Source organism: Thioalkalivibrio sp. ARh3, from assembly GCF_000377265.1.
Lineage (GTDB): Bacteria > Pseudomonadota > Gammaproteobacteria > Ectothiorhodospirales > Ectothiorhodospiraceae > Thioalkalivibrio > Thioalkalivibrio thiocyanoxidans.
In genome coordinates this window covers 574,305-594,413 of sequence record NZ_KB897947.1, presented here as the reverse complement: position 1 = coordinate 594,413, position 20,109 = coordinate 574,305, and the positions used below count along the sequence as shown (strand labels likewise).

General features: G+C 67.4%; 19 protein-coding genes. 18 read left to right on the top strand and 1 reads right to left on the bottom strand.

What is annotated here, in order from left to right:
* The first annotated feature begins 6 nt into the window (after positions 1-6).
* The 9 genes from C995_RS0102750 to C995_RS0102710 all read left to right on the top strand — a co-directional run bounded on the left by C995_RS0102750 (position 7) and on the right by C995_RS0102710 (position 9,787).
* Positions 7-519: a DNA-deoxyinosine glycosylase gene (locus C995_RS0102750; protein WP_018863480.1), complete on the top strand. Its 513-nt coding sequence runs from the start codon at positions 7-9 to the stop codon at positions 517-519.
* Between the two features lie 144 nt (positions 520-663).
* Complete coding sequence (locus C995_RS0102745) at positions 664-1,989, top strand: hypothetical protein (RefSeq protein ID WP_018863479.1); 1,326 nt, start codon at positions 664-666, stop codon at positions 1,987-1,989.
* 84 nt (positions 1,990-2,073) lie between these two features.
* Positions 2,074-3,000 carry a metal ABC transporter substrate-binding protein gene (locus C995_RS0102740; RefSeq protein WP_018863478.1) on the top strand — a complete coding sequence of 309 codons (927 nt, stop codon included), beginning with the start codon at positions 2,074-2,076 and terminating at the stop codon, positions 2,998-3,000.
* A gap of 32 nt (positions 3,001-3,032) precedes the next feature.
* Positions 3,033-3,635 (top strand): ABC transporter ATP-binding protein, encoded by a 603-nt coding sequence (locus C995_RS0102735; RefSeq protein ID WP_018863477.1) that lies wholly within the window; start codon positions 3,033-3,035, stop codon positions 3,633-3,635.
* Complete coding sequence (locus tag C995_RS0102730) at positions 3,625-4,398, top strand: metal ABC transporter permease (protein ID WP_018863476.1); 774 nt, start codon at positions 3,625-3,627, stop codon at positions 4,396-4,398. Before C995_RS0102735 ends, C995_RS0102730 begins: the two co-directional genes overlap by 11 nt.
* Positions 4,399-4,492: 94 nt before the next feature.
* Entirely contained in the window at positions 4,493-5,452 is a 960-nt protein-coding gene (locus C995_RS0102725) for a YafY family protein (RefSeq protein WP_018863475.1), read from the top strand.
* Between the two features lie 189 nt (positions 5,453-5,641).
* Positions 5,642-6,808 (top strand): sugar-transfer associated ATP-grasp domain-containing protein, encoded by a 1,167-nt coding sequence (locus C995_RS0102720; RefSeq protein WP_018863474.1) that lies wholly within the window; start codon positions 5,642-5,644, stop codon positions 6,806-6,808.
* Positions 6,809-6,899: 91 nt separating this feature from the next.
* The gene (locus C995_RS0102715) at positions 6,900-7,307 is read left to right on the top strand and encodes an HIRAN domain-containing protein (protein ID WP_018863473.1); all 408 of its coding nucleotides are present in this window, start codon (positions 6,900-6,902) and stop codon (positions 7,305-7,307) included.
* A 365-nt stretch (positions 7,308-7,672) separates the two neighbouring features.
* Complete coding sequence (locus C995_RS0102710; RefSeq protein WP_018863472.1) at positions 7,673-9,787, top strand: diguanylate cyclase; 2,115 nt, start codon at positions 7,673-7,675, stop codon at positions 9,785-9,787.
* A gap of 118 nt (positions 9,788-9,905) precedes the next feature.
* Here C995_RS0102710 and C995_RS0102705 read toward each other — a convergent pair whose 3' ends face one another.
* Complete coding sequence (locus C995_RS0102705) at positions 9,906-11,273, bottom strand: NAD-dependent succinate-semialdehyde dehydrogenase (RefSeq protein WP_018863471.1); 1,368 nt, start codon at positions 11,271-11,273, stop codon at positions 9,906-9,908.
* Between the two features lie 94 nt (positions 11,274-11,367).
* Between C995_RS0102705 and C995_RS0102700 the strand changes: the two genes are divergently transcribed.
* From C995_RS0102700 to C995_RS0102660, 9 genes are all read left to right on the top strand, one after another.
* Positions 11,368-12,330, top strand: coding sequence for a complex I NDUFA9 subunit family protein (locus C995_RS0102700; RefSeq protein WP_018863470.1), 963 nt, complete (start codon positions 11,368-11,370; stop codon positions 12,328-12,330).
* A gap of 24 nt (positions 12,331-12,354) precedes the next feature.
* Positions 12,355-13,587, top strand: a complete 1,233-nt coding sequence (locus tag C995_RS0102695) for a multifunctional CCA addition/repair protein (RefSeq protein ID WP_018863469.1) — start codon at positions 12,355-12,357, stop codon at positions 13,585-13,587.
* Between the two features lie 222 nt (positions 13,588-13,809).
* Positions 13,810-14,466, top strand: coding sequence for a protein-L-isoaspartate O-methyltransferase (locus tag C995_RS0102690; RefSeq protein ID WP_018863468.1), 657 nt, complete (start codon positions 13,810-13,812; stop codon positions 14,464-14,466).
* 119 nt (positions 14,467-14,585) lie between these two features.
* Positions 14,586-15,938, top strand: coding sequence for a TolC family outer membrane protein (locus tag C995_RS0102685; RefSeq protein ID WP_018863467.1), 1,353 nt, complete (start codon positions 14,586-14,588; stop codon positions 15,936-15,938).
* Positions 15,935-16,498: an isochorismatase family protein gene (locus tag C995_RS0102680; RefSeq protein ID WP_018863466.1), complete on the top strand. Its 564-nt coding sequence runs from the start codon at positions 15,935-15,937 to the stop codon at positions 16,496-16,498. The genes C995_RS0102685 and C995_RS0102680 overlap by 4 nt, the downstream gene beginning before the upstream one ends.
* A 34-nt stretch (positions 16,499-16,532) precedes the next feature.
* Complete coding sequence (locus C995_RS14300) at positions 16,533-16,679, top strand: hypothetical protein (protein WP_018139463.1); 147 nt, start codon at positions 16,533-16,535, stop codon at positions 16,677-16,679.
* Positions 16,680-16,689: 10 nt separating this feature from the next.
* Positions 16,690-17,541, top strand: a complete 852-nt coding sequence (locus tag C995_RS0102670; protein ID WP_018863465.1) for a hypothetical protein — start codon at positions 16,690-16,692, stop codon at positions 17,539-17,541.
* The gene (locus C995_RS0102665) at positions 17,541-18,611 is read left to right on the top strand and encodes a homoserine O-succinyltransferase (protein ID WP_018863464.1); all 1,071 of its coding nucleotides are present in this window, start codon (positions 17,541-17,543) and stop codon (positions 18,609-18,611) included. Before C995_RS0102670 ends, C995_RS0102665 begins: the two co-directional genes overlap by 1 nt.
* Before the next feature lie 132 nt (positions 18,612-18,743).
* Positions 18,744-20,084, top strand: a complete 1,341-nt coding sequence (locus tag C995_RS0102660) for an MFS transporter (RefSeq protein ID WP_018863463.1) — start codon at positions 18,744-18,746, stop codon at positions 20,082-20,084.
* Positions 20,085-20,109: the final 25 nt, after the last annotated feature.

Below are 20,109 nucleotides of genomic sequence, written 5' to 3'. Positions count from 1 at the left end.
TCCGGGATGGCCGAGCCCGCTCACCTTCAGGCCTTTCCACCGGTCCTGAACGCCCACACCCGCGCCGTCGTGCTGGGCAGCTTCCCCGGGGTGGCCTCCCTCCAGGCCCAGGCGTACTACGCGAACCCGCGCAACCAGTTCTGGCCGATCATGGCCGCCATCCTTGGCGAACCCTTCCCCGACCTTGAATACCCCGAGCGCATCCGCCGCCTGCTCGAACACCGCATCGGCCTCTGGGATGTCTACGGCACCTGCCAGCGCGAGGGCAGCCTGGACAGCGCCATCCGTGCCGCCGCACCCAATGACCTCACTCGGCTGACCCGGGAAGCACCGGAACTGCGCCTCGTCCTGCACAACGGCGCGGAGAGCGCACGTCGTCTGCACGAGACCCAGGCACTGGGCGTCAAGGCCCTGCGCCTGCCATCGACCAGTCCGGCCAACGCCCGCTGGAGCTTCGAGGCCAAGCTCGAGGCCTGGGCCGAAGCGCTGGCAAGCGCCGGGATCCCCGAGAAACCCTAGAAGGCCTGCCTGGCGCCACAGGGCAGCTGTGCCGGGGTTGTGCGGTAAAATGTTATCTCATAACATTCCCACCAGAACGTAACGATATAACAATCCAGGCGCGCCAATAATCCCGGCGCGCCTGCTCGTTTCTGGGAGCCCGTCATGCCGAATCACACGAACCTGTTCCGCCCGGCCCTGGGCGGACTGACCGCCCTGGCGCTCGCCGTGCCGGCCAGCGCCACCGCCCAGCAGTGGGAGACCCGCGCGGGAGACCGTAACTGGGGGCTGGACATCTCGCTGATCCTGGAAGGGATCTACTACAACGAGTTGTCGCACGGGATCAGCGAACCGGCTGGCTTCGATGACGGCCACGACCATGGACACGGCGATGGCCATGACCACGGCGGCTTCGACGATGGCTTCAACCTCGGACACAACGAGCTGGCCTTCGAAGCCAATCTCGGCGACCTGTTCGACGGGTTCCTGATGCTCGGGTTCGACGAGGACCACCTCGACGTCGAAGAGGCCTACCTGACCACCCGGGCCCTGCCGGGCGGCTTCCAGGTCAAGGCGGGCAAATTCCTGTCGGACATCGGCTACATCAACAGCCGCCACGGCCACGACTGGGATTTCGTCGACCGCCCGCTGGTCAACGAATACCTGTTCGGCGACCACGGCCTGCAGGAAACCGGCGTTCAGGCCACCTGGCTCGCCCCGACCGCGACCTACACCAAACTCGGGGTGGAGCTCCTCCAGGGCGACAACAGCTTCATCCCCTATCAGGGCTCGGGCGGCTCGCACACCACCAACGCCGGGGACGAAATCGGCTCCTCGTTCTCCGACGTATCCGGGCCGCGCCTGGTCACCGCCTTCGCCAAATTCGGCCCCGATCTGGGCCCGGACCACGCCGCGCAGTTCGGTATCTCCGGCGGCTACGCCCGCACCTGGCAGGAAGAGACCGAACACGGTTCCGGCCTGGAGGAATGGGATGGCGATGCCTGGTTCGCCGGTCTGGACGCCGTCTACAAGTACAGCTCGGGGCGCGCCTACGGCCACGGCGACTGGCGGCTGCAGGGCGAGTATTTCTATCGCGAAATCGATGTCGACTATCAGCGCCGAGAGGACCAGACCACCATCGCCGGCAACGCCCAGGGTAGCGGCAAGGCGCGCCAGGACGGCCTGTATATCCAGGGCGTCTACGGCTTCGCCCCGCGCTGGGAGGCCGGGCTGCGCTCCGAGGCCCTGGGCCTGACCAATCGCGGCCTGCCCACCAACGAAGGCAGCGAGCGCAACTTCGCGGAGCCCTCGTTCGGCACCAGCTATCGTCATTCCGCCCAGATCACCTTCCGCCCGGTGGAGCCGGTATTCCTGCGCGCGCAGCTGTCGCAGAACGACTTCGTCGACGAGGACGGTGATCGCGACCGCGGGCTGGAATTCATGCTGCAGCTGAACGTGGCCCTCGGTGCCCACGGTGCCCACCGCTTCTGATCACCCTTGCCTTGTTCAGGGCTGGCAGGACCTTCAACACCCTGCCGGCCCCATCTAGTACCCCGATATCACCAGGAGTCCCGCATGTCCTTTAGCAAGACTCGCACCCGTATCACCCGGACACTCGCCGCCGTGGCCTCGGTGGCCGCACTCACCTTCATCCTGCTACCCGCGCAGGCGGCCGCCGGACTGAACATCGTGGCCACCACATCCAGCCTCGGTGCCCTGGCCCGCGAGATCGGGGGCGACGAGGCCGAGGTCCGCGTGCTCGCGCCGCCGGATCGCGACGCACATTACCTGGACGCCCGCCCAAGCTTCATGGCTGCCCTGCGCCGGGCCGACCTGCTGCTGGAAATGGGGGCCGGCCTCGAGGAAGGCTGGCTGCCCGCCGCCCAGCGCGGCGCCCGCAACCGTGCAATCAATTCGGGGCAGCCCGGCCACTTCCGCGCAGCCGACAAGGTCGAACTGCGCCGCTCCATCACCAAGGACGGCCCGAACATGGGCCACGTGCATGAGGAGGGCAACCCGCATTTCAATGCCGACCCCCTGCGCATGGCCGAGATCGGGCTCGCGCTGGGCGAACGCATGGGCGAGCTGCGCCCCGATCACGCCGAGGCCTTCATGGAACGCGCCGAGGCGGCCGCCGAACGCCTGCGCGAGCACGCCGAAACCCTGGCGGAACGCGTAGAGCCGGACCAGCGCATCGTCGTCTATCACGAGGATCTCGACTATCTGGAAGAGTGGTTGCCAGTCGAGATCGTCGGCTATCTGGAACCGGCCCCGGGCATCCCGCCCACCGCGCGCCACCTGCGCAGCCTGGTCGGCGACCTGGAAGGCACCGACGGAGCCGTCCTGTATGCGGTCTTCCAGCCCGAACGGGGCGCGGAGTTCCTGGAACGCCACCTCGGCTGGCCGACTCATGCCGTCCGCCTCGACCCGCCGGACGAAAAGGGGCTGGAGGGCTATCTGGAACTGATGACCACCTGGGCCGAGGCCCTGTCGCAGCGCTGACGTCCGTCAAACCAGCACCGCAAAGGGTCTCCATGTCTTCTGCCAACACCATCCTGCGCGCCCGCTCCGCCTGCCTCGGGTTCGAGCGCCCGGTTCTCGGCCCTCTGTCTCTGGAGGTCCCCGCGGGCGCGCGCTGGGCCCTGACCGGCCCCAACGGGATCGGCAAGTCTCTGCTGCTGAAAGCCGTCACCGGCCAGGCCCGGGTTCATGGCGGCCAACTGGAGCTTGCCCCCGAGACCCGCACCAGCCTGCTCGCGCAGAATCACCCGCGCCGCCAGCCCTGGCCCCTGTCCGGGCATGACTGGTTCCGGGCCATGGGCGCGCAGACACCCGAACAGTCGCGCATTCGCGCCCTGATGGACCAGCGCCTGGACCGCTTGAGTGGAGGGCAATGGCAATTGCTGCGTCTGGCCGCCGCCCTGACCAGCTGCAAGGGACTCGGCCCGGCGAGGCGGCTGATCCTGCTGGACGAGCCCGCCAATCACCTCGATGCCGAGGTCCGCCACGATGCCATCGAACTGATCGCCGCCCTGCCCGGTGAAACCACACTGCTGATGACCAGCCACGACGATGACTTCCTGAGGGCCGCTGGCGTGCAGGATCACCCACTGGCGGAGTACCTCCATGACCGGTGATCTGCTGCTGGTCCCGTTCGTGGCCGGGCTGCTGGTGACCGGCGTGCTGGCGCTGGCCGGTGCCGGACTGTTCCTGCGCGGGTCGGTCTGGCAGGCGCTGGCGCTGGGGCAGTGGGCCGCCGCGGGCGGCGTGCTCGCATCCGTGCTGCACTGGCCCGTGCTGGCAGTGGCCCTGCTCCTGGGTGCCGGGGTTATGGCGTTGCTGCAACGCAGTGCAGATCGCGAGCGACTCCCCCTGGCCGTGTTCCTGGCGGGGCTGGCCGCCGTTACCCTGCTGGCTGCCAATTTCTCGCAGGCCAGCCTGGCCGCGGCCGCCTGGGCCGAGGGCCAGCTGTACTTCACCGGTCCGGCCGAGCTCTGGGCCGTGGCCATCCTGGGTGTCGCCAGCCTCATCCTGTGGCCCGGGCTTCGGAGGGTCTGGCTGTACGCCCAGATCGCCCCCGACGTCTCCGCCGCGCCGCCCCCCGCACCCTGGCTCCGGCTCGTCGAGATCGCCTGGCTGGTCGCCGCGATCGTGCTCGGCAGCATGGTGCTGGGCCTTCCGGCGGCACTGGCGACCCTGCTCCTGCCCGCCTGGGGTGCCGCCCATCTCGCACACAACCTGCGCAGCCTGCTCCTGTGGGCGCTGGCCATCGCCCTCGCCGGGTTCCTGATCGCATGGGCGCTGAGCCTGCCGCTGGACCAGCCCTTCGCCCCTGTGCTCGTGCTGGTACATACGGGCCTGGCCCTGCTGGCCCGCCTGGGGGTGCGCGCCTGGGTGTGATCTCCCAACAGGTTGTCCTCAGGGAGGCCGGGGCAGCCTGTTGAGAGATCACGCCCAGTTGCAGCGGGGGCCGCCGGCCGCTAGCGTCGCGGACATGAACCGCGCCGAACGCATCTTTCATCTGCACCGCCTGCTGCAGGCCCGGCGTCCGCCGTCGCTGGCGGACCTGATGGAACGGCTCGAGGTCTCGCGCGCCACGATCAAGCGCGACATCGAGTACATGCGCGATTTCATGCAGGCGCCGATCGAATACGACCCGCAGGCCAACGGCTACCGATACGGACAGGACGCCCCGGCCTTCGAACTGCCCGGGCTGTGGTTCAACGAGTCCGAGTTGCTGGCACTTCTGACCATGGAGCAGCTGCTGGAGGACGTGCAGCCGGGTCTGCTGGCACCCACTCTGGGTCCACTGAAGGATCGTATCCGCGAGCTGCTCGCCAGCGGCGGGCACCAGCCGGACGCTGTGCGTCGTCGCATCCGCATCCAGCCGCTGGCGCAGCGGGGTGGGCGGAGCGAGGGCTTTCAGGCCGTGGCCGCCGCCACGCTGGACGAACAGCCAATCGCGATCGAGTACCACGGCCGCGCCCGCGACACCGCAACCCGCCGCGTCGTGCATCCACAGCGCCTGCTCTACTACCGCGACAACTGGTACCTGATCGCCTGGTGCGAGCAGGCACAGGACCTGCGCACCTTTGCGCTGGAACGCATCCGTTCGACAACCCCGGCAGACGGCACCTACCGCGACCTCGACGAGACTACGCTGGATGCCCACATCGGCTCGGCCTTCGGCATCTTCACCGGCCCGGCACAGGAATGGGCCGAGCTGCGCTTCACCCCGGAACACGCGCGCTGGGTCGCCGACGAGACCTGGCATCCGGACCAGATCGGCGAATACGAGGGCGAGGCCTACCACCTGCGAGTCCCCTACGCCGACCCCACCGAGCTGATCCAGGAGATCCTTCGTCACGGACCGGGCGTCGAGGTGCTTGCGCCCGACAACCTGCGCACGCGCGTCGCCAAGGCCCTCAGGGAAGCGGCCCGTCAGTACCCGTAAGGACCCGCGTTTCGCAACCAGCAGGCCTGCGGCGCACTTGTAATGTCACAAAACCGGCATACACCCGTGAGCCGCCCAGGAGTTTTGTGAACCTCGATTCACCCCTCGGCTTCTCGCCCGCCACCACGCGCCCTAGCATCCGGGACACACATGGAAAGCGTCTAATAACAAAGGCGAAGGAATCCTGGGATGTTGCGCACCTATCGGTCACTGAAGAATCGATATGGCCGCTATCGGCTCTACCGGGTGCATCGCAAAGAAGCGACAAAGCTGCTGCGACCAATCGAACAAAAAAAAGGGCGCCTGCCCCGCTCCATCCGCCGCCAGACGCGAGAATACGCAACCGAAGTGCTCGGCTGGAGCGGCTATGCCGACTGGCTTCAGGTATACGCGACCGTGGCGGGAGAATTCCGCGAGGGCTGGATTCCCGGGAACTACTACAGCCAAGTGGTACTGCCAAGCATCAACCGCAAGGCGGGCGAAATATCCAGCATCCGATCGCTGTCGCGCCATCTCTTTCGCAGCCCGCACTTTCCCGATCGCGCCCACGTGATGAACGGTCGGCTGATGTCTCCGTCTTTTCGCCCGATCCCGGACGACGCCTGGGAGCGCACGCTGTTCCGCCATTCCAATCGTGTCGTGTTCAAACCCGACGGAGGCCGCGAAAGCAGCGGGGTGATGTTGCTGGACGCCCGCTCACTGGACCGTGAACGTCTGCGGACGCTGCCCGACGGCACCCTGCAGGAGTTCGTGGTCCAACATGAACTGTTCGACCAGATTGCCCCCGGGTTTGTGACCACCCTGCGCATCACCACCGTACTTCATCCCGATGGCCAGGCTCACGCCCGCGCCGCGTTCCTGCGAACGGGCATTGACCCCAATCAGCACGCTCCGCAGGCGGCCGATTTCTGTATTCCTCTGAATCGTGCCACCGGGGAACTGGAAGAACTGTACATCCCCGTCTCGGTCGAGACCGGGCGCCTGGGCCCCTTCGGCTATCTCCCCGACTGGACCGAGACAGAGCGCCACCCCGTCTCCGGCATCAAGTTCTCGGGTCTCGAGGCCCCCGCCTTCCGCGAGGCCGTCTCGGTCGTGGAGAAACTCCACAACCGGATCCCCCATGTCGGCTGCATCGGCTGGGATGTCGCCATCAGCCGCCAAGGCGAGGTTCGCCTCCTCGAGTGGAATGCACGATTGCCGGCCATTACCTTCGCCGAGGCCGCCATGGGTCCCTGTTTCACCGGCCTTGGCTGGGAGGATCTCTGGCGCCCGGCGGCCAGGAGCCGCCCGCAGAAGCCGCGCGGCAGCAGAGTCAAGGCCAACCCGACTGCCAAGAGCCCACCCAGACCTGCCTGAGCGAGAGCACCATCGGGTCCGGTGGCTCATTCTGTGAGCCACCCCAGGTGCTACAACGGACCCCGGATCCAGACAAGATAGGGAGTCCAAGATGCCGAACAAGATCCAGCAGGCCCGTCCGATCCCCACCCTGCGCGGCTACTACGCCAAGCGCGGGCGCTACCGCGCCACCGCCACCACCGAGGAACTGCTGCAGACCATCCCGCTGGCCGGCTTCCGCCACCACGACGCCCCGAAGCTGTGGAACGCCCTGAAGCGCGGCCAGGCCCTGACCCTGCGTCGGGAACGCCTGAACCCGCACGACGACAAGGCCGTCGCCATCGACTGGGTCGACCACCAACTCGGCTACCTGCCACGCGAGCAGAACCAGCTCGCCGCCGACCTCCTGGACCGCGACGAACCCCTGATCGCCCGCATCATCGCCAAGCGCGACAGTGTCAGCAGCCGCAAGCAACTGGAACTGGGCCTGTACCGCATGCGCCCCGCCCGCGGCGCCTGAAACCAGGCTTCAGTGACCGCCCGAGCCAACGCCGGTTCGAGCGAAAACGCTCGGGGGCCTTGCCGGAAGGGATCATGCGACCAGGAGGCCGCGCGTCTCGTCCATCAGCCTGCCGTTTCTGCTCAACCGGAAGATTTCGCGGGACCTCAGTTTCGGGGCGCGAGGAAGACACCGTCCCCTGAGACCCGAGACCCTTGCGCTTGCGCTTGCGCTTGCGCTTGCGGAAAGGCTGGGGCGCTGCGGATCACCATTGGCATCTTGCTGGACCCACTCGCTACACTTGAACGCAGGGGAGCAGCAAACACACGGGAACCGGGCGGCACAGACAGGGGGGCGGCTGACGAAAAGTCAGGCCGGAACAGATCATGGCCATGGCGGACAAACGCAGACATGGACGGCCCGGCGCGCCCAGCGATCTGGACCGTTACCGCGCGGCGTTCGAGCAATCACGGGATGCGATCCTGTTTCTCGAGGGCGATCGTGTGCGGGACGGCAATCCGGCCGCCCTGGATCTGTTCGGGGTGCCCGACAAAGCGACGCTCACCACACTCCGCATCACTGACTTGTCGCCGGCCTGCCAGCCCGATGGCCGCCCCAGCGAACAGGCCGCCATCGCCTGTATCGACCAGGCCCTGCATCGGGGCAAGGCCCTTTTTGAATGGGTCCACCGCAGGTGGGACGGGACCGAGTTTCTCACCGAGGTTCTCCTGAGCCGCCTGGACCTGGACGGCGGCCCGGAGATACTGGTTTCGGTGCGCGACATCAGCGCACGCAGGGAAACCGAAGCGATTCTTCAGCGGCGGGAAAAGGAACTGGCCGAGGCGCACCGAATCGCGCGCCTGGGCGGCTGGACAGCTGACCTGCGCACCGGGGAGATCCACTGGTCCGACGAGGCCTGTCGCATCCTGAACATGGACCCGAGCCGCCCGGACGGCACGCTGGAATCCTTTATGCGCACGGTCCACCCCGACGATCGAAAAAAGGTTCGGACGGCGATTGACCACGCTCTCGACACAGGTCATCTGCATGTGGACCACCGCCTCCTGGACCCCGACGGCCGCATGCGCGCCCTGCGCCATCGCGGCCAGGTCGAGTCTGACAGTGATGGCAAACCGGCACGCATGATCGCAGCCCTCCAGGACATCACCGAGCAAAGGGAGCTTGAAGACAACCTGCGCCGGATGGCCGCGATACTGGAACACACACAGGACGTGGTGACCATGCACGACGGAGAGGGCGCCATGCTCTTCATGAACGCCGCCGCGCGCCAGTTCTTCGGCCTGCCCGAGGTTGCGGGGCGGGCCCTCGCGAGGACCGGAGACGACCGGGATCGTTCCGGGCTCCCCCTCCAGACGCTGAGCGTCGAGGAGACGGTACGGCATGTACATCCCGACTGGGCGGCCAGGAAGGTCGTGGAGGAAGGGCTGCCCTGCGCCCGCCAGACGGGTTTCTGGGAAGGGGAGACCGCGCTCTTCGATGCCTGCGGCCAGGAGGTGCCGGTATCCCAGGCCATCATCGTCCAGCGCGACGAGGAGACCGGAAAAACGCTGCAGACCTCGACCATTATCCGGGACATCACGGAGAGACGCGCCCTGGAAGACCGCCTGCGCCGGGAAAAGACGCTATCGGACTCGATCCTGAAAAGCCTCCCCGGGGTCTTCTATCAGCTGGATTCGCAAGGCCGCCTGGTGCGCTGGAACGACCGGATGATGACCGTGACGGGCCGCACTGGCACAGAGCTGGATGGGCTGAATGCGCTGGAGATTCTGGCGGAAGAAGACCGGCAAGCGACGGCTCGCGCGATCGAGGAAGTCTTCACAAGAGGCTACTCGCAGATCGAAAGCCGGCTGATCACCCGGGGCACCACGACGCCTTATCTGTTCAACGGCTTCCGGGTCGAGCTGGATGGCGAGCTGTATCTGCTGGGGGTCGGCATCGACATCACCGAGCGCAAGCGGCTGGAGGCCGCCCTTCGGCAGAAGGCGTCGACCGACCACCTGACCGGCGCGGCCAACCGCCAGCGCCTGGACGCCGAACTGAAACGGGCCCTGGCCCACCATCAACGCTACGGTGTCCCCACCGCACTCGTGATGTTCGACCTGGATCATTTCAAGGCGGTCAACGATACATACGGGCATGAGGTCGGCGACCGCGTCCTGCTGGGTGTAACGGCTCGGGTTTCCAGAGAGCTGCGGGATTCCGACATCCTGGGGCGCTGGGGCGGCGAGGAGTTCGTGGTCCTGCTGCCGGAAACCGGCCTGCAGGAGGGTTTCGATATCGCCGAGCGCCTGCGCCGTGCAGTTGAAGACGAATGCTTCCCGCCGGCAGGTTCCGCCACCATCAGTCTCGGGGTCACTGCCTTTCGTGCAGGGGATACGCCGGCCAGCGTAATGACTCGAGCGGATCAGGCCCTTTACCGCGCAAAGAACACCGGTCGCAACCGTGTGATGATGGAGAGTGAGGACGAGCCCGCGCTTTGAAGCCCCGCCCCTCCTGCACCGGGAAAGCCCAGCCAGCGCCTACCGCTCACGAGCCCCCCTGAATCCCTGCCTGCCTGCCCCGACGGGAACAGGATCTCGTACCGCCGCAAGACCCGGATCAGCTCACCCAGATCGTCTTGGCATTCTGGAACTCGCGGATGCCGAGCTCGGAGAGCTCGCGGCCGTAGCCGGAGTCCTTGATACCACCGAAGGGCAGCCGGGGATCGCTTTTCACGATACCGTTGACGGCAGCGAAGCCGCATTCCAGGCGCCGCGCCAGGGCCTCGCCGCGCACCCAGTTGCCAGTCCAGATGCTGCCACCCAGGCCGAAGCGGGAGCGGTTGGCCAGGCGCACCGCCTCGTCAGCGTTGCGAGCGCGGGTGACGGCGGCAACGGGGCCGAAGGTCTCTTCATCGAACGCCGCCATGCCCGGCTCGACGCGGTCCAGCAGGGTGGGGGCATAGTAGTAACCAGGGCCATCCAGGATCGCACCGCCGGTCACACACTCGGCCCCCGCATCCAGACTCCGCCGAACCTGGTCGTGCAACTCGTCGCGCAGATCCGCGCGCGCGAGTGGTCCGACATTGGTCTCCTCGGCCATCGGGTCGCCAACCACCAGTGCCTCGATAGCCCTGCGAAAGCGTTCGACGAAGGCGTCGCCCACGCCCTCTTCGACGATAAAGCGCTTGGCGGCGATACAGGTCTCGCCGTTATTCTGGAAGCGCCCGCGCACCGCCTGTTCGACGGTATAGTCGAGGTCGGCGTCCGCCAGCACTATGAAGGCATCGGAGCCGCCCAGTTCCAGCACCGAGGTCTTGAGTGCCTTGCCCGCGGCGGCGCCCACTGCGCGCCCGGCGCGCTCCGACCCCGTCAGGCTCACCCCTTGCACCCGCGCATCCGCAATAATGCCTTCCACCGCGTCCGACCCGACCGGCAGGTTCTGGAACACGCCTTCCGGCAGGCCGGCCTCGGTAAACACGCGCTCCAGGTGTTCGGCGCAACCCGGGACATTGGAGGCATGCTTGAGCAGGACGGTATTGCCGGCCAGCGTCGCCGGGAGCGCCTGGCGAAAGACCTGCCAGTACGGGAAGTTCCAGGGCATGACCAGCAGGATGGCACCCAGCGGCTGCCAGGCGACAAACGAGCGGCTCGCGTCGGAGGCGATCATGGTGTCCTGGAGAAAGTCCGGTCCGCGGTCGGCATAGTACTCACAGGCGATTGCGCACTTGTCGACCTCGGCGCGCGCCTCGACAAGGCGCTTGCCCATCTCCTGCGTGGCGGTGCGCGCCAGCGCCTCGCGCTGATCGCGCAGCACGGTGGCCAGATCGCGCAGGCACTGGGCGCGAACCGTCGAGGGATGCGCCGCCCAGTCCTGCTGGGCGCTGGCCGCCCGCGCCAACGCAGCCTCCAGCGCCTCGGGAGCCATGCGCGGATACCGTGCCAGGGTTTCGCCGGTGGCGGGATTGATCGCGGTCAGGTCGGTCATATCGAGGCCTCGGAGTTACGGAACCCGGTTTGAAGATTGACAGTCACCCGAGTATAAGACCACCCCCACCGGCTTTCGGAAGGACCTTGGGACCATGTCGATTGATTCGATTCGCTCTGTCTGCCTGCTCGGCGGCACCGGCTTTGTCGGCCATCAGATCATCCGCCGCCTGGTCGACCGCGGTATCCGCGTGCGCGTGCTGTCGCGGCGCCCCCACCGCCACCGCGACCTGCTGGTAAATCCGGAGGTTGATCTGATCGAGGGCAGCCCCCACGACCCGGCCACGCTGCAGCGCTTCTTCGCGGGCCAGGATGCGGTCATCAACCTGATCGGGATCCTCAACGAACGCGGCCGCGATGGCTCGGGCTTTCGCGCCGCGCACGTGGAACTGACGCAAAAGGCCCTGGCGGCCGCCGAGTCCTGCGGGGTCCGTCGTTTCCTGCAGATGAGCGCGCTTAATGCCGACATGGAGAACCCGCCCAGCCAGTATCTGCGCACCAAGGGCGAGGCGGAACAACTGGTGTTCGCCTGCGACGCCTTCCCGGTCACGGTTTTTCGCCCATCGGTGATCTTCGGGCGCGATGACTCCCTCCTGAACCGCTTCGCCACCCTGCTGAAGATATCGCCGGTCATGCCGCTGGCGCGCGCGAATGCGAAGTTCGCGCCCGTCTACGTGGGCGATGTCGCCGAGCATTTCGTCGACGCACTGGAGGATCCCGAGACCTTCGGCGAGGGCTTCGAGCTGTGCGGCCCGCAGACCTATACCCTGCAAGAGCTGGTCCGCTATGTCGGCCAGCTGATCGGCCACCGGCGCCCAATCATGGCGCTGCCCGACTGGGCCGGCAAACTGCAGGCGAGCGTGTTCGAGTTCGTGCCCGGCAAGCCGCTGTCACGCGACAATTTCGCCTCGTTGACCATCGACAGCGTCTGTGAAGGCGGCTCCCGCCTGCCCTGCCCGACACGGCTCGAGTCGATCGCTCCGGAATACCTCGGTGGCGGCCTCGAGGCACGCAAGCAGGCCCTGCGCACCCACACCCGCGAGGTCGACCGCGGCTAGCGCCTGGCGCGGCCGCGCGGCGCCATGCACATCTATCTCGTCGGGGGCGCGGTGCGCGACCGGCTGCTGGGGCGCCCGGTGCACGAACGCGACTACGTGGTGGTGGGCTCCACGCCCGAGGCCATGGAGGCCGCCGGCTTTCGCCCGGTGGGGCGCGACTTCCCGGTCTTTCTGCACCCCGAGACGCACGAGGAATATGCGCTGGCGCGCACCGAGCGCAAAACCGCGCGTGGCTACCACGGCTTCCAGCTCAACGCCTCGCCCGAGGTCTCGCTGGAGGCCGACCTCGAACGTCGCGACCTCACCATCAATGCGATGGCGGAGGACGCCGACGGCCATCTGATCGACCCCTACAACGGACAGGCCGACCTTGAGGCGCGCGTTCTGCGCCACGTCTCGCCCGCCTTCGCCGAGGACCCGGTACGGCTGCTGCGTGTGGCCCGCTTTGCCGCGCAGCTGGACCCCTGGGGCTTTCGGGTCGCCGACGACACGCTGGACCTGATGCGCGAGCTGGTCACCTCCGGCGAGGTCGACGCACTGGTGCCGGAGCGCGTCTGGGCCGAGTGCGAAAAGGCTCTGAAGAGCCCGGCCCCGCGCCGTTTTGTCGAAGTCCTGCGCGACGCCGGGGCACTGGCCCGCCTGTTCCCCGAGATCGAATGCCTGTTCGGCGTCCCGCAGCCGGCGCGCTATCATCCCGAGATCGATACCGGCGTGCACACCCTGAAGGTGCTGGACCAGGCAACCCGCCTGTCCGAGTCCCCGGAGGTTCGCTTCGCCGCGCTGGTGCACGACCTCGGCAAGGGCAATACCGACCCCGGGATCCTGCCCAGCCACCACGGGCACGAAGAACGCGGGGTCCTGCTGATCCGCGCCCTGGCCGAACGCCTGCGCATCCCCAACCGCTACCGCGATCTGGCCATACGGGTCGCGCGCTACCACGGACTGGTGCACCGGGTCTTCGACCTGCGCCCGAAGACGGTCATGAAGCTGGTGGACGGACTGGATGCCCTGCGCCGACCGGAGAATGTCGAGCCCTTCCTGCTCGCGGTGGAGGCGGATTTTCGCGGCCGCACTGGCTGGGAGGAGAAGCCCTATCCCCAGGCCGATGCGGTGCGCCGCGCCGTGGCGGCCGCGCAGGGAGTCGACGTACAGACCCTGATGGCCGAAGGACACAAGGGCAAGGCCCTCGGCACGGCCCTGGAGCGCGCACGTATCCAGGCAATCGAAGATACCCTGCGCACCGCCCCGAACCCGTAGGAGGCCAGCCCTCTGGCCGATAGGAAGTTGATCAGGCCCCATTCGGCCAGAGGCTTGGTTTAGGCACCGGTTCTGTCCCCGTACCCCGCAGGAGTCGAGTCTCCTCTGCGATTGGAGTGTTGGCCAGATTCAATCGGCCAGAGGGCTGGCCTCCTACAACTTGCTTGCTTGCGCGTGCGAACGTACTCTTTCGCCGCTATTGACGTACTCGAGGACACCGCGATGGATTTCGCCAAGGCCCGGATGAACATGGTCGAACAGCAGGTCCGCCCCTGGGAGGTGCTGGACATGCGCGTGCTGGACGTGATGGAAACGCTCCCGCGCGAACGCTTCATGCCGGACGCCTACAAGGCCCTGGCGTACGCGGACTCCGAGATCCCGCTGGGCCATGGCGCGCACACCCTGCCACCCGTCGTGATCGGAAGGCTGCTGCAGGCCGCCGGCGCGCAGCCGACCGAGACGGCACTGGAGATCGGCACCGGCTCCGGCTATGTCACCGCCTGCCTGGCGCGCCTGGCCGCACATGTCGACTCCATCGAACGCGTCGACGAACTGCGCTTGAAGGCGCGCAACACGCTGGTGGATCTCGGCCTGGACAACACCAGCCTGCGCACCGCCACGGTGACGACCGAGTGGGCTCCGCCGCGCGAGCGCTATGACGTGATCGTGGTGACCGGCGCGATGACGGAATACAACGACTTCCTCGAGCGCTACCTGACCCTGGGCGGCCGGTTGTTCGTGATCACCGGGGACGGCCCGATCATGCATGCCAACCTGATCACGCGCACCACCGAGGACAGCGTCCGCCACGACGTCCTGTTCGAGACCCGCGTGGAGCCGCTGGTCGGGTTCGAGCCGAAGCCCGCGTTCGAATTCTGACGCCCCGTCCCCGGCAGCTCGCATGCCGGGGCTCCCATCCGGGAAACACGGATCCGCGTGCACATTGCGCGGCGTTTCCCTACGATGGGGCTTTCCCGTCCGTTCAGGAAGCCGCGCCGATGAACTGGTCCGTCAAACGCATCTCTTCCACGCTGGCCGCCGCCGGCATTGCCCTGCTGGTGGCGAATCCCGCCTCGGCCGCCAGCCTCCTCGAGGTCTACGAACGCGCCGCCACGGAAGACGCCGAGCTGCGCGCGGCCAAGGCCGAGTATCGCAGCGTGCTCGAGAACCGTCCGATCGCACGCTCCGCGTTCCTGCCCCAGATCACCGGCGACGCCGAGGCCGGCGCCTTCTACAACGACTACCGCGACCAGCCCAGCTTCGACGGGCGTCAGACCAGCTTTGGCGTGTCGCTGATGCAGAGCCTCTACGACCGGCGCAATTTCATTGAACTGACCCAGGCCGACCTCGAGATCGCCCGCGCGGAGGCGGAGCTGGATGCGGCCCGCCAGGACCTCATCCTGCGCGTCTCCGAGGCCTACTTCGATGTGCTGGTTGCACAGGAGACGCTGGCCTTTCGCGAGGCGGAGCTCGAGGCCATCGAGCGCCAGCTGGAGCAGACCGAACGCCGCTTCGAGGTGGGCCTGATCGCCAGCACCGACGTGAAAGAGGCCCAGGCCCAGCGCGACATCGCCGAGGCCGAGCGCATCGCCGCCGAAAACCAGCTGGACGTGGCGCGCGAGCAGCTGGCGGTCATCACCAACACCTACTGGGACGAGCTCGACGTGCTGCGCGAGGATGCGGAACTGACCCCGCCGGAGCCGGCCGATCCCCAGGCATGGGTGGACATCGCACTCGAAAACAACCTGGAGCTGGCCGCCCAGCGCCTGACGACCGAGACCGCCCGCGAGCAGATCCAGCGCCAGCGTGCCGAGGGTCACCCGCGACTGAACCTGAACGCGTCGGTCAGCGAGACCCGCTTCCACGGCATCGATGACGGCGGTGCTGGTGCGCAGGGCGTGGGCCCGCTGTTCAACGAAGGCACGGAAGCCCAGGTCGGCGTGCGTCTCGAGATGCCGTTCTATACCGGCGGGCGCGTGAGCGCACTGACCCGACAGGCGCGCGAGGACTTCCAGGCCGCCCAGGAAGGCCAGTCGCTCGTTGAACGCCGCACCACCCAGGACACCCGCAACGCCTACCTGTCGGTGATCGCGAACAGCTCCCGCGTGCGTGCGCTGGAGCAGGCACTGATCTCCACTCAGGCCGCGTTCGAGTCGGCCGAGGCCGGATTCGAGGTCGGTACGCGCACCCAGGTCGACGTGCTGCTGGCGCTGCGCGAGGTCTTCCGTGCCGAGCGCGACTACGCCGAGGCCCGCTACGGCTTTCTCGCCGACTCCCTGCGCCTGCAGCGTGCGGCCGGCCGCCTGAGCGTCGCGGACCTGGAATCGATTGACCAGCTGCTGGAGCAATGACGGCCGATCCGCGCGCCCGCTGCGACCGAGCCCGTTCCCGCCTGGTCCTTATTGACCTGCAGGAGCGGCTGCTGGCCGCAATGCCGGACAGCGAACGCGAGGCGGTGGAACGCCACACCGCACGCCTGATCGAAGCCGCGCGCAAGCTGGGCATCCCGATCGAGGTCTCGCGCCAGTATCCGAAGGGGCTGGGCGAGGTCGCCGCGAGCCTGCAGCAGGCACTGGATGGACACGGCACGCTGACCGACAAGACGGCCTTCTCCTGCTGTGCGGAGGACGACCTGCACGCGCGCCTGACCGGCGGCGACCAGATCATCCTGACCGGCGCCGAGACCCACATCTGTGTCACGCAGACGGCGCTGGAACTGCTGGACGCCGGTGTGACCGTATTCGTCGTCGAGGACGGCGTATGCTCGCGCGACGTCGCACGCAAGCGCAACGGGCTGGAGCGCCTGCGTGCAGCCGGCGCCATCATCACGAACCACGAATCGGTGCTGTTCGAATGGCTGCGCGACGCGGCCGACCCGCAGTTTCGCGAGCTAAGCCAACTCATCCGCTAGACATTCACGTCGATCAAGAAGGAGATCCGCAGGGATGCGCATGCTTGGAAACATTCTGCTGGGCGCGTGGCTGATCCTGTTCGGCCTGCGCGGCCTGCTGGGGCTGCAGTTTCAGTACGACCACTATGTGATCAGCGGCCTGGCCGTGATCGCGGGTATCCTGTTCATCCTGCGACGTTAATCGAGCCGCCATGCGCCTGACGCCCGAGGAATACCGCCAGCTCGACCACCGCCGGATCACCCTGCTGGGGATGTCCGGTGTCGGCAAGACACGCCTGTCCAACATGCTCCGGCGCGAGGAGTGGTTCCACTACTCGGGCGACTACCGCATTGGCACGCGCTACCTGAGCGAGCCGATCCTGGACAACATCAAGGCGCAGGCCATGGCCGTGCCGTTTCTGCGCGACCTGCTGCGCTCGGACTCGATCCAGATCATCAACAACATCACGGTGGACAACCTGCACCCGGTCGCGAGCTTCCTCGGCAAGCTCGGCAACCCGGAGCTGGGCGGGCTGCCGCTGACCGAGTTCAAGCGCCGCCAGAACCTGCACCACGAGGCCGAGGTGCAGGCGATGCTCGACGTGCCGGATTTCATCCACAAGTCGCAGACGCTGTTCGGGTATCCGCACTTCGTCAACGATGCCGGGGGCTCGGTCTGCGAGCTGGACAGCCCCGGCGTGCTGGAGACCCTCGCCGAGCACACGCTGATCCTCTACATCAAGGCGACCGACGAGGACGAGCGCCAGCTGATCGAGCGCGCGGAACGCGACCCGAAGCCGCTGTACTACCGCGAGGCCTTCCTCGACCAGCAGCTGGCCGAGTACATGCGCGACGAGGGGCTGGACTATGTCGCCCAGATCGACCCGGACGCCTTTGTGCGCTGGGTGTTCTCGCGCCTGTTCCGCGCGCGTCTGCCGCGCTACGAGGCGATCGCCGAGGCGCACGGCTACACCATCAGCACCACGGAGCTGGCACAGGTCCGCAACGCCACGGACTTCGATGACCTGGTCTGCATGGCCCTGGAACGGGAGGCGCGACTGTAATGCCACTCGTTGCCCACTCCGACCTGCCCACCTTCGCCCGCCTGAAGAGCGAAGGCGAGACCGTACTGCCCAGCGACTTCGCCCAGCAGCAGGAGATCCGCGCACTGCATATCGGGCTGCTGAACATGATGCCGGACGCCGCCCTGGCGGCCACCGAGCGCCAGTTCTTCCGCCTGATCGGCGAGAGCAACCAGATCGCGCAGTTCTACATCCACCCCTTCACCCTGCCGCAGCTCAAGCGCGGACCGAAGGGGCGCGATCACATCAAGCACTACTACGAGGACTTCGAGGACCTGAAGAAGGAGGGCCTCGACGCGCTGATCATCACCGGGGCCAACGTGACCCAGCCCGATCTGGCGCTGGAGCCGTTCTGGGAGCCGCTGGCGGAGGTCGTCGACTGGGCCTGGGACAACGTGACCTCCACGCTGTGCTCCTGCCTCGCCACCCACGCCGTGCTGCAGGCGCGCTATGGCGAGCATCGCCGCCACATGGGCGAGAAGCTGTGGGGCGTGTTCCCGCACCGCGTGGTGGACCGCGGCCACCCGCTGGTCACCGGCGTGAACACGCGTTTCGACGTGCCGCACTCGCGCTACAACGATGTCTCGCGCGAGCAGTTCGAGCGCCACGGGCTGCGCGTACTGGTCGAGAGCGAGGACGCCGGCATTCACCTGGGCGCGTCGCCGGATGGTTTCCGCATGGTCTTTTTCCAGGGGCACCCGGAGTACGACTCGATCAGCCTGCTCAAGGAGTACAAGCGCGAGGTCGTGCGCTACATCCAGGGCGAGCGCGAGACCTATCCGCCGCTGCCGGAAAACTACCTGCTGCCGCAGGCCGCCGCGATCCTCGACGAGCACCGCGAACACGTGGAGGCCGCCGTCGAGCACTGCACCGAGATCCCGGCACTGCCGGAGGCACTGCTGCTCGACCGCCTGGACAACACCTGGCACGACACGGCGCTGGCGGTAATGAACAACTGGCTGGGGAACGTCTACCAGCTGACGAACCTCGACCGGCGCAAGCCGTTTCGCGACAGCGTCGACCCGAACGACCCGCTCGCCGGCCGGCGCTAACCCCGTCCGCTCCCTCATTTCGCGGATGCGACGCGGCAGAGCAGGGGCCGGTTGCTTCGAGAATTGATTGCTTCGTCGTTTCGCTCCTCGCAGTGACAGCGCGAGGAGCCTCCTTGGCAACCAAAGGTACCCATGGCCGAGACCGATTCGGAAAAGCTGCCGCGTCCGATCCTGCACCTGTACGAGACCATCGCCGGGGAGGAGGACGCGCGCGTCTGCAAGGACATCCCGGAGGATGCCTGCCGCGCGCAGCCGGTCAACTTCTTCGTCCACCTGATCTCCAACACGCTGAGCAAGATCGGCGACGAGCTGGCCTCGGCACGGCTGGTGCTGGCCTGGCTGCTGGGGGCACTGGGTGCCCCGGCCGCGTTTGCCGGCTTCCTGGTCCCGATCCGCGAATCCGGCTCGCTGCTCCCGCAGCTGTTCGTCGCCGCCTCCATTCGCCGCCGCGCCATCCGCAAGGGGTTCTGGATCCTGGGCTCGGTGCTCTCGGGCCTGGCGGTTGCCGGGATGGCGATCGTCGCCCTGACCCTGGAGGGCACAGCCGCGGGCTGGGCAATCCTCGGGCTGCTGACCGTGTTCGCGCTGGCGCGCGGGATCAATTCGGTGGCCTCGAAGGACGTGCTCGGCAAGACGATTGCCAAGCAGCGCCGCGGCACGGTGATGGGCTATGCCGCCTCGCTGGCCGGTTTCTTCACGCTGGGGTTGGGGGTCTATCTGACCCTGGCGAACCTCGAGGATGCCGGTATTGGCGTATTCGTCGCCCTGCTGGCTGCCTCCGCCGGGGCCTGGTGGGTGGCGGCCGCGACCTTCACCCGCCTGCGCGAGGCACCGGGCTCGACCGAGGGCGGCGGCAATGCAATCACCCAGGCCCTGTCCTCGGTGCGCCTGCTGTGGACCGACCGCGCGTTCGGGCATTTCGTGTTCACCCGCGCACTGCTGATGAGCACGGCCCTGGCCCTGCCGTTCTACGTACTGCTGGCGGAGGATGCGACCTCGGGGGATCTGGGCACGCTGGGGCTGCTGATCCTGGCCAGCGGGCTGGCCTCGGCGGTCAGCGCCCCGGTCTGGGGGCGCCTGTCCGATCGTTCCTCTCGCTGGGTACTGATCCTTTCGGGCCTTCTGGCCGCGGGGCTCGGCATCCTGGTTGCGCTGAGTGTCTGGTTCGCGCCGGTGGATACCGGCTCGGCGCTGGTGCCGGGCGGGGTGATCTATGCCGTGCTGTTCTTCCTGCTGGGGGTCAGCCATGCCGGCGTGCGGCTGGGGCGCAAGACCTATCTGGTCGACATGGCCACCGAGAAGACCCGCGCCGCGTTCACCGCCGTCAGCAATACCGTGATCGGGGCACTGCTGCTCGTGGGCGGGCTGTTCGGGCTGCTGGCGCAGCTCGCGGGCACGGAGGCCGCGATCTTTGTGCTCGCGCTGATGAGCCTGGCCGGCGCGGTCAGCGCCTGGTGGATGGACGAGGCCTGAGCCGCCCGGGGAGGCCCTGAACCTG

What these genes read in the sequence shown, in the direction of transcription:
- C995_RS0102750 (WP_018863480.1), top strand. Translation starts at nt 7, where the DNA reads ATGGCCGAGCCCGCTCACCTTCAGGCCTTTCCACCGGTCCTGAACGCC.
- C995_RS0102745 (WP_018863479.1), top strand. Translation starts at nt 664, where the DNA reads ATGCCGAATCACACGAACCTGTTCCGCCCGGCCCTGGGCGGACTGACC.
- C995_RS0102740 (WP_018863478.1), top strand. Translation starts at nt 2,074, where the DNA reads ATGTCCTTTAGCAAGACTCGCACCCGTATCACCCGGACACTCGCCGCC.
- C995_RS0102735 (WP_018863477.1), top strand. Translation starts at nt 3,033, where the DNA reads ATGTCTTCTGCCAACACCATCCTGCGCGCCCGCTCCGCCTGCCTCGGG.
- C995_RS0102730 (WP_018863476.1), top strand. Translation starts at nt 3,625, where the DNA reads ATGACCGGTGATCTGCTGCTGGTCCCGTTCGTGGCCGGGCTGCTGGTG.
- C995_RS0102725 (WP_018863475.1), top strand. Translation starts at nt 4,493, where the DNA reads ATGAACCGCGCCGAACGCATCTTTCATCTGCACCGCCTGCTGCAGGCC.
- C995_RS0102720 (WP_018863474.1), top strand. Translation starts at nt 5,642, where the DNA reads ATGTTGCGCACCTATCGGTCACTGAAGAATCGATATGGCCGCTATCGG.
- C995_RS0102715 (WP_018863473.1), top strand. Translation starts at nt 6,900, where the DNA reads ATGCCGAACAAGATCCAGCAGGCCCGTCCGATCCCCACCCTGCGCGGC.
- C995_RS0102710 (WP_018863472.1), top strand. Translation starts at nt 7,673, where the DNA reads ATGGCCATGGCGGACAAACGCAGACATGGACGGCCCGGCGCGCCCAGC.
- C995_RS0102705 (WP_018863471.1), bottom strand. Translation starts at nt 11,273, where the DNA reads ATGACCGACCTGACCGCGATCAATCCCGCCACCGGCGAAACCCTGGCA.
- C995_RS0102700 (WP_018863470.1), top strand. Translation starts at nt 11,368, where the DNA reads ATGTCGATTGATTCGATTCGCTCTGTCTGCCTGCTCGGCGGCACCGGC.
- C995_RS0102695 (WP_018863469.1), top strand. Translation starts at nt 12,355, where the DNA reads ATGCACATCTATCTCGTCGGGGGCGCGGTGCGCGACCGGCTGCTGGGG.
- C995_RS0102690 (WP_018863468.1), top strand. Translation starts at nt 13,810, where the DNA reads ATGGATTTCGCCAAGGCCCGGATGAACATGGTCGAACAGCAGGTCCGC.
- C995_RS0102685 (WP_018863467.1), top strand. Translation starts at nt 14,586, where the DNA reads ATGAACTGGTCCGTCAAACGCATCTCTTCCACGCTGGCCGCCGCCGGC.
- C995_RS0102680 (WP_018863466.1), top strand. Translation starts at nt 15,935, where the DNA reads ATGACGGCCGATCCGCGCGCCCGCTGCGACCGAGCCCGTTCCCGCCTG.
- C995_RS14300 (WP_018139463.1), top strand. Translation starts at nt 16,533, where the DNA reads ATGCGCATGCTTGGAAACATTCTGCTGGGCGCGTGGCTGATCCTGTTC.
- C995_RS0102670 (WP_018863465.1), top strand. Translation starts at nt 16,690, where the DNA reads ATGCGCCTGACGCCCGAGGAATACCGCCAGCTCGACCACCGCCGGATC.
- C995_RS0102665 (WP_018863464.1), top strand. Translation starts at nt 17,541, where the DNA reads ATGCCACTCGTTGCCCACTCCGACCTGCCCACCTTCGCCCGCCTGAAG.
- C995_RS0102660 (WP_018863463.1), top strand. Translation starts at nt 18,744, where the DNA reads ATGGCCGAGACCGATTCGGAAAAGCTGCCGCGTCCGATCCTGCACCTG.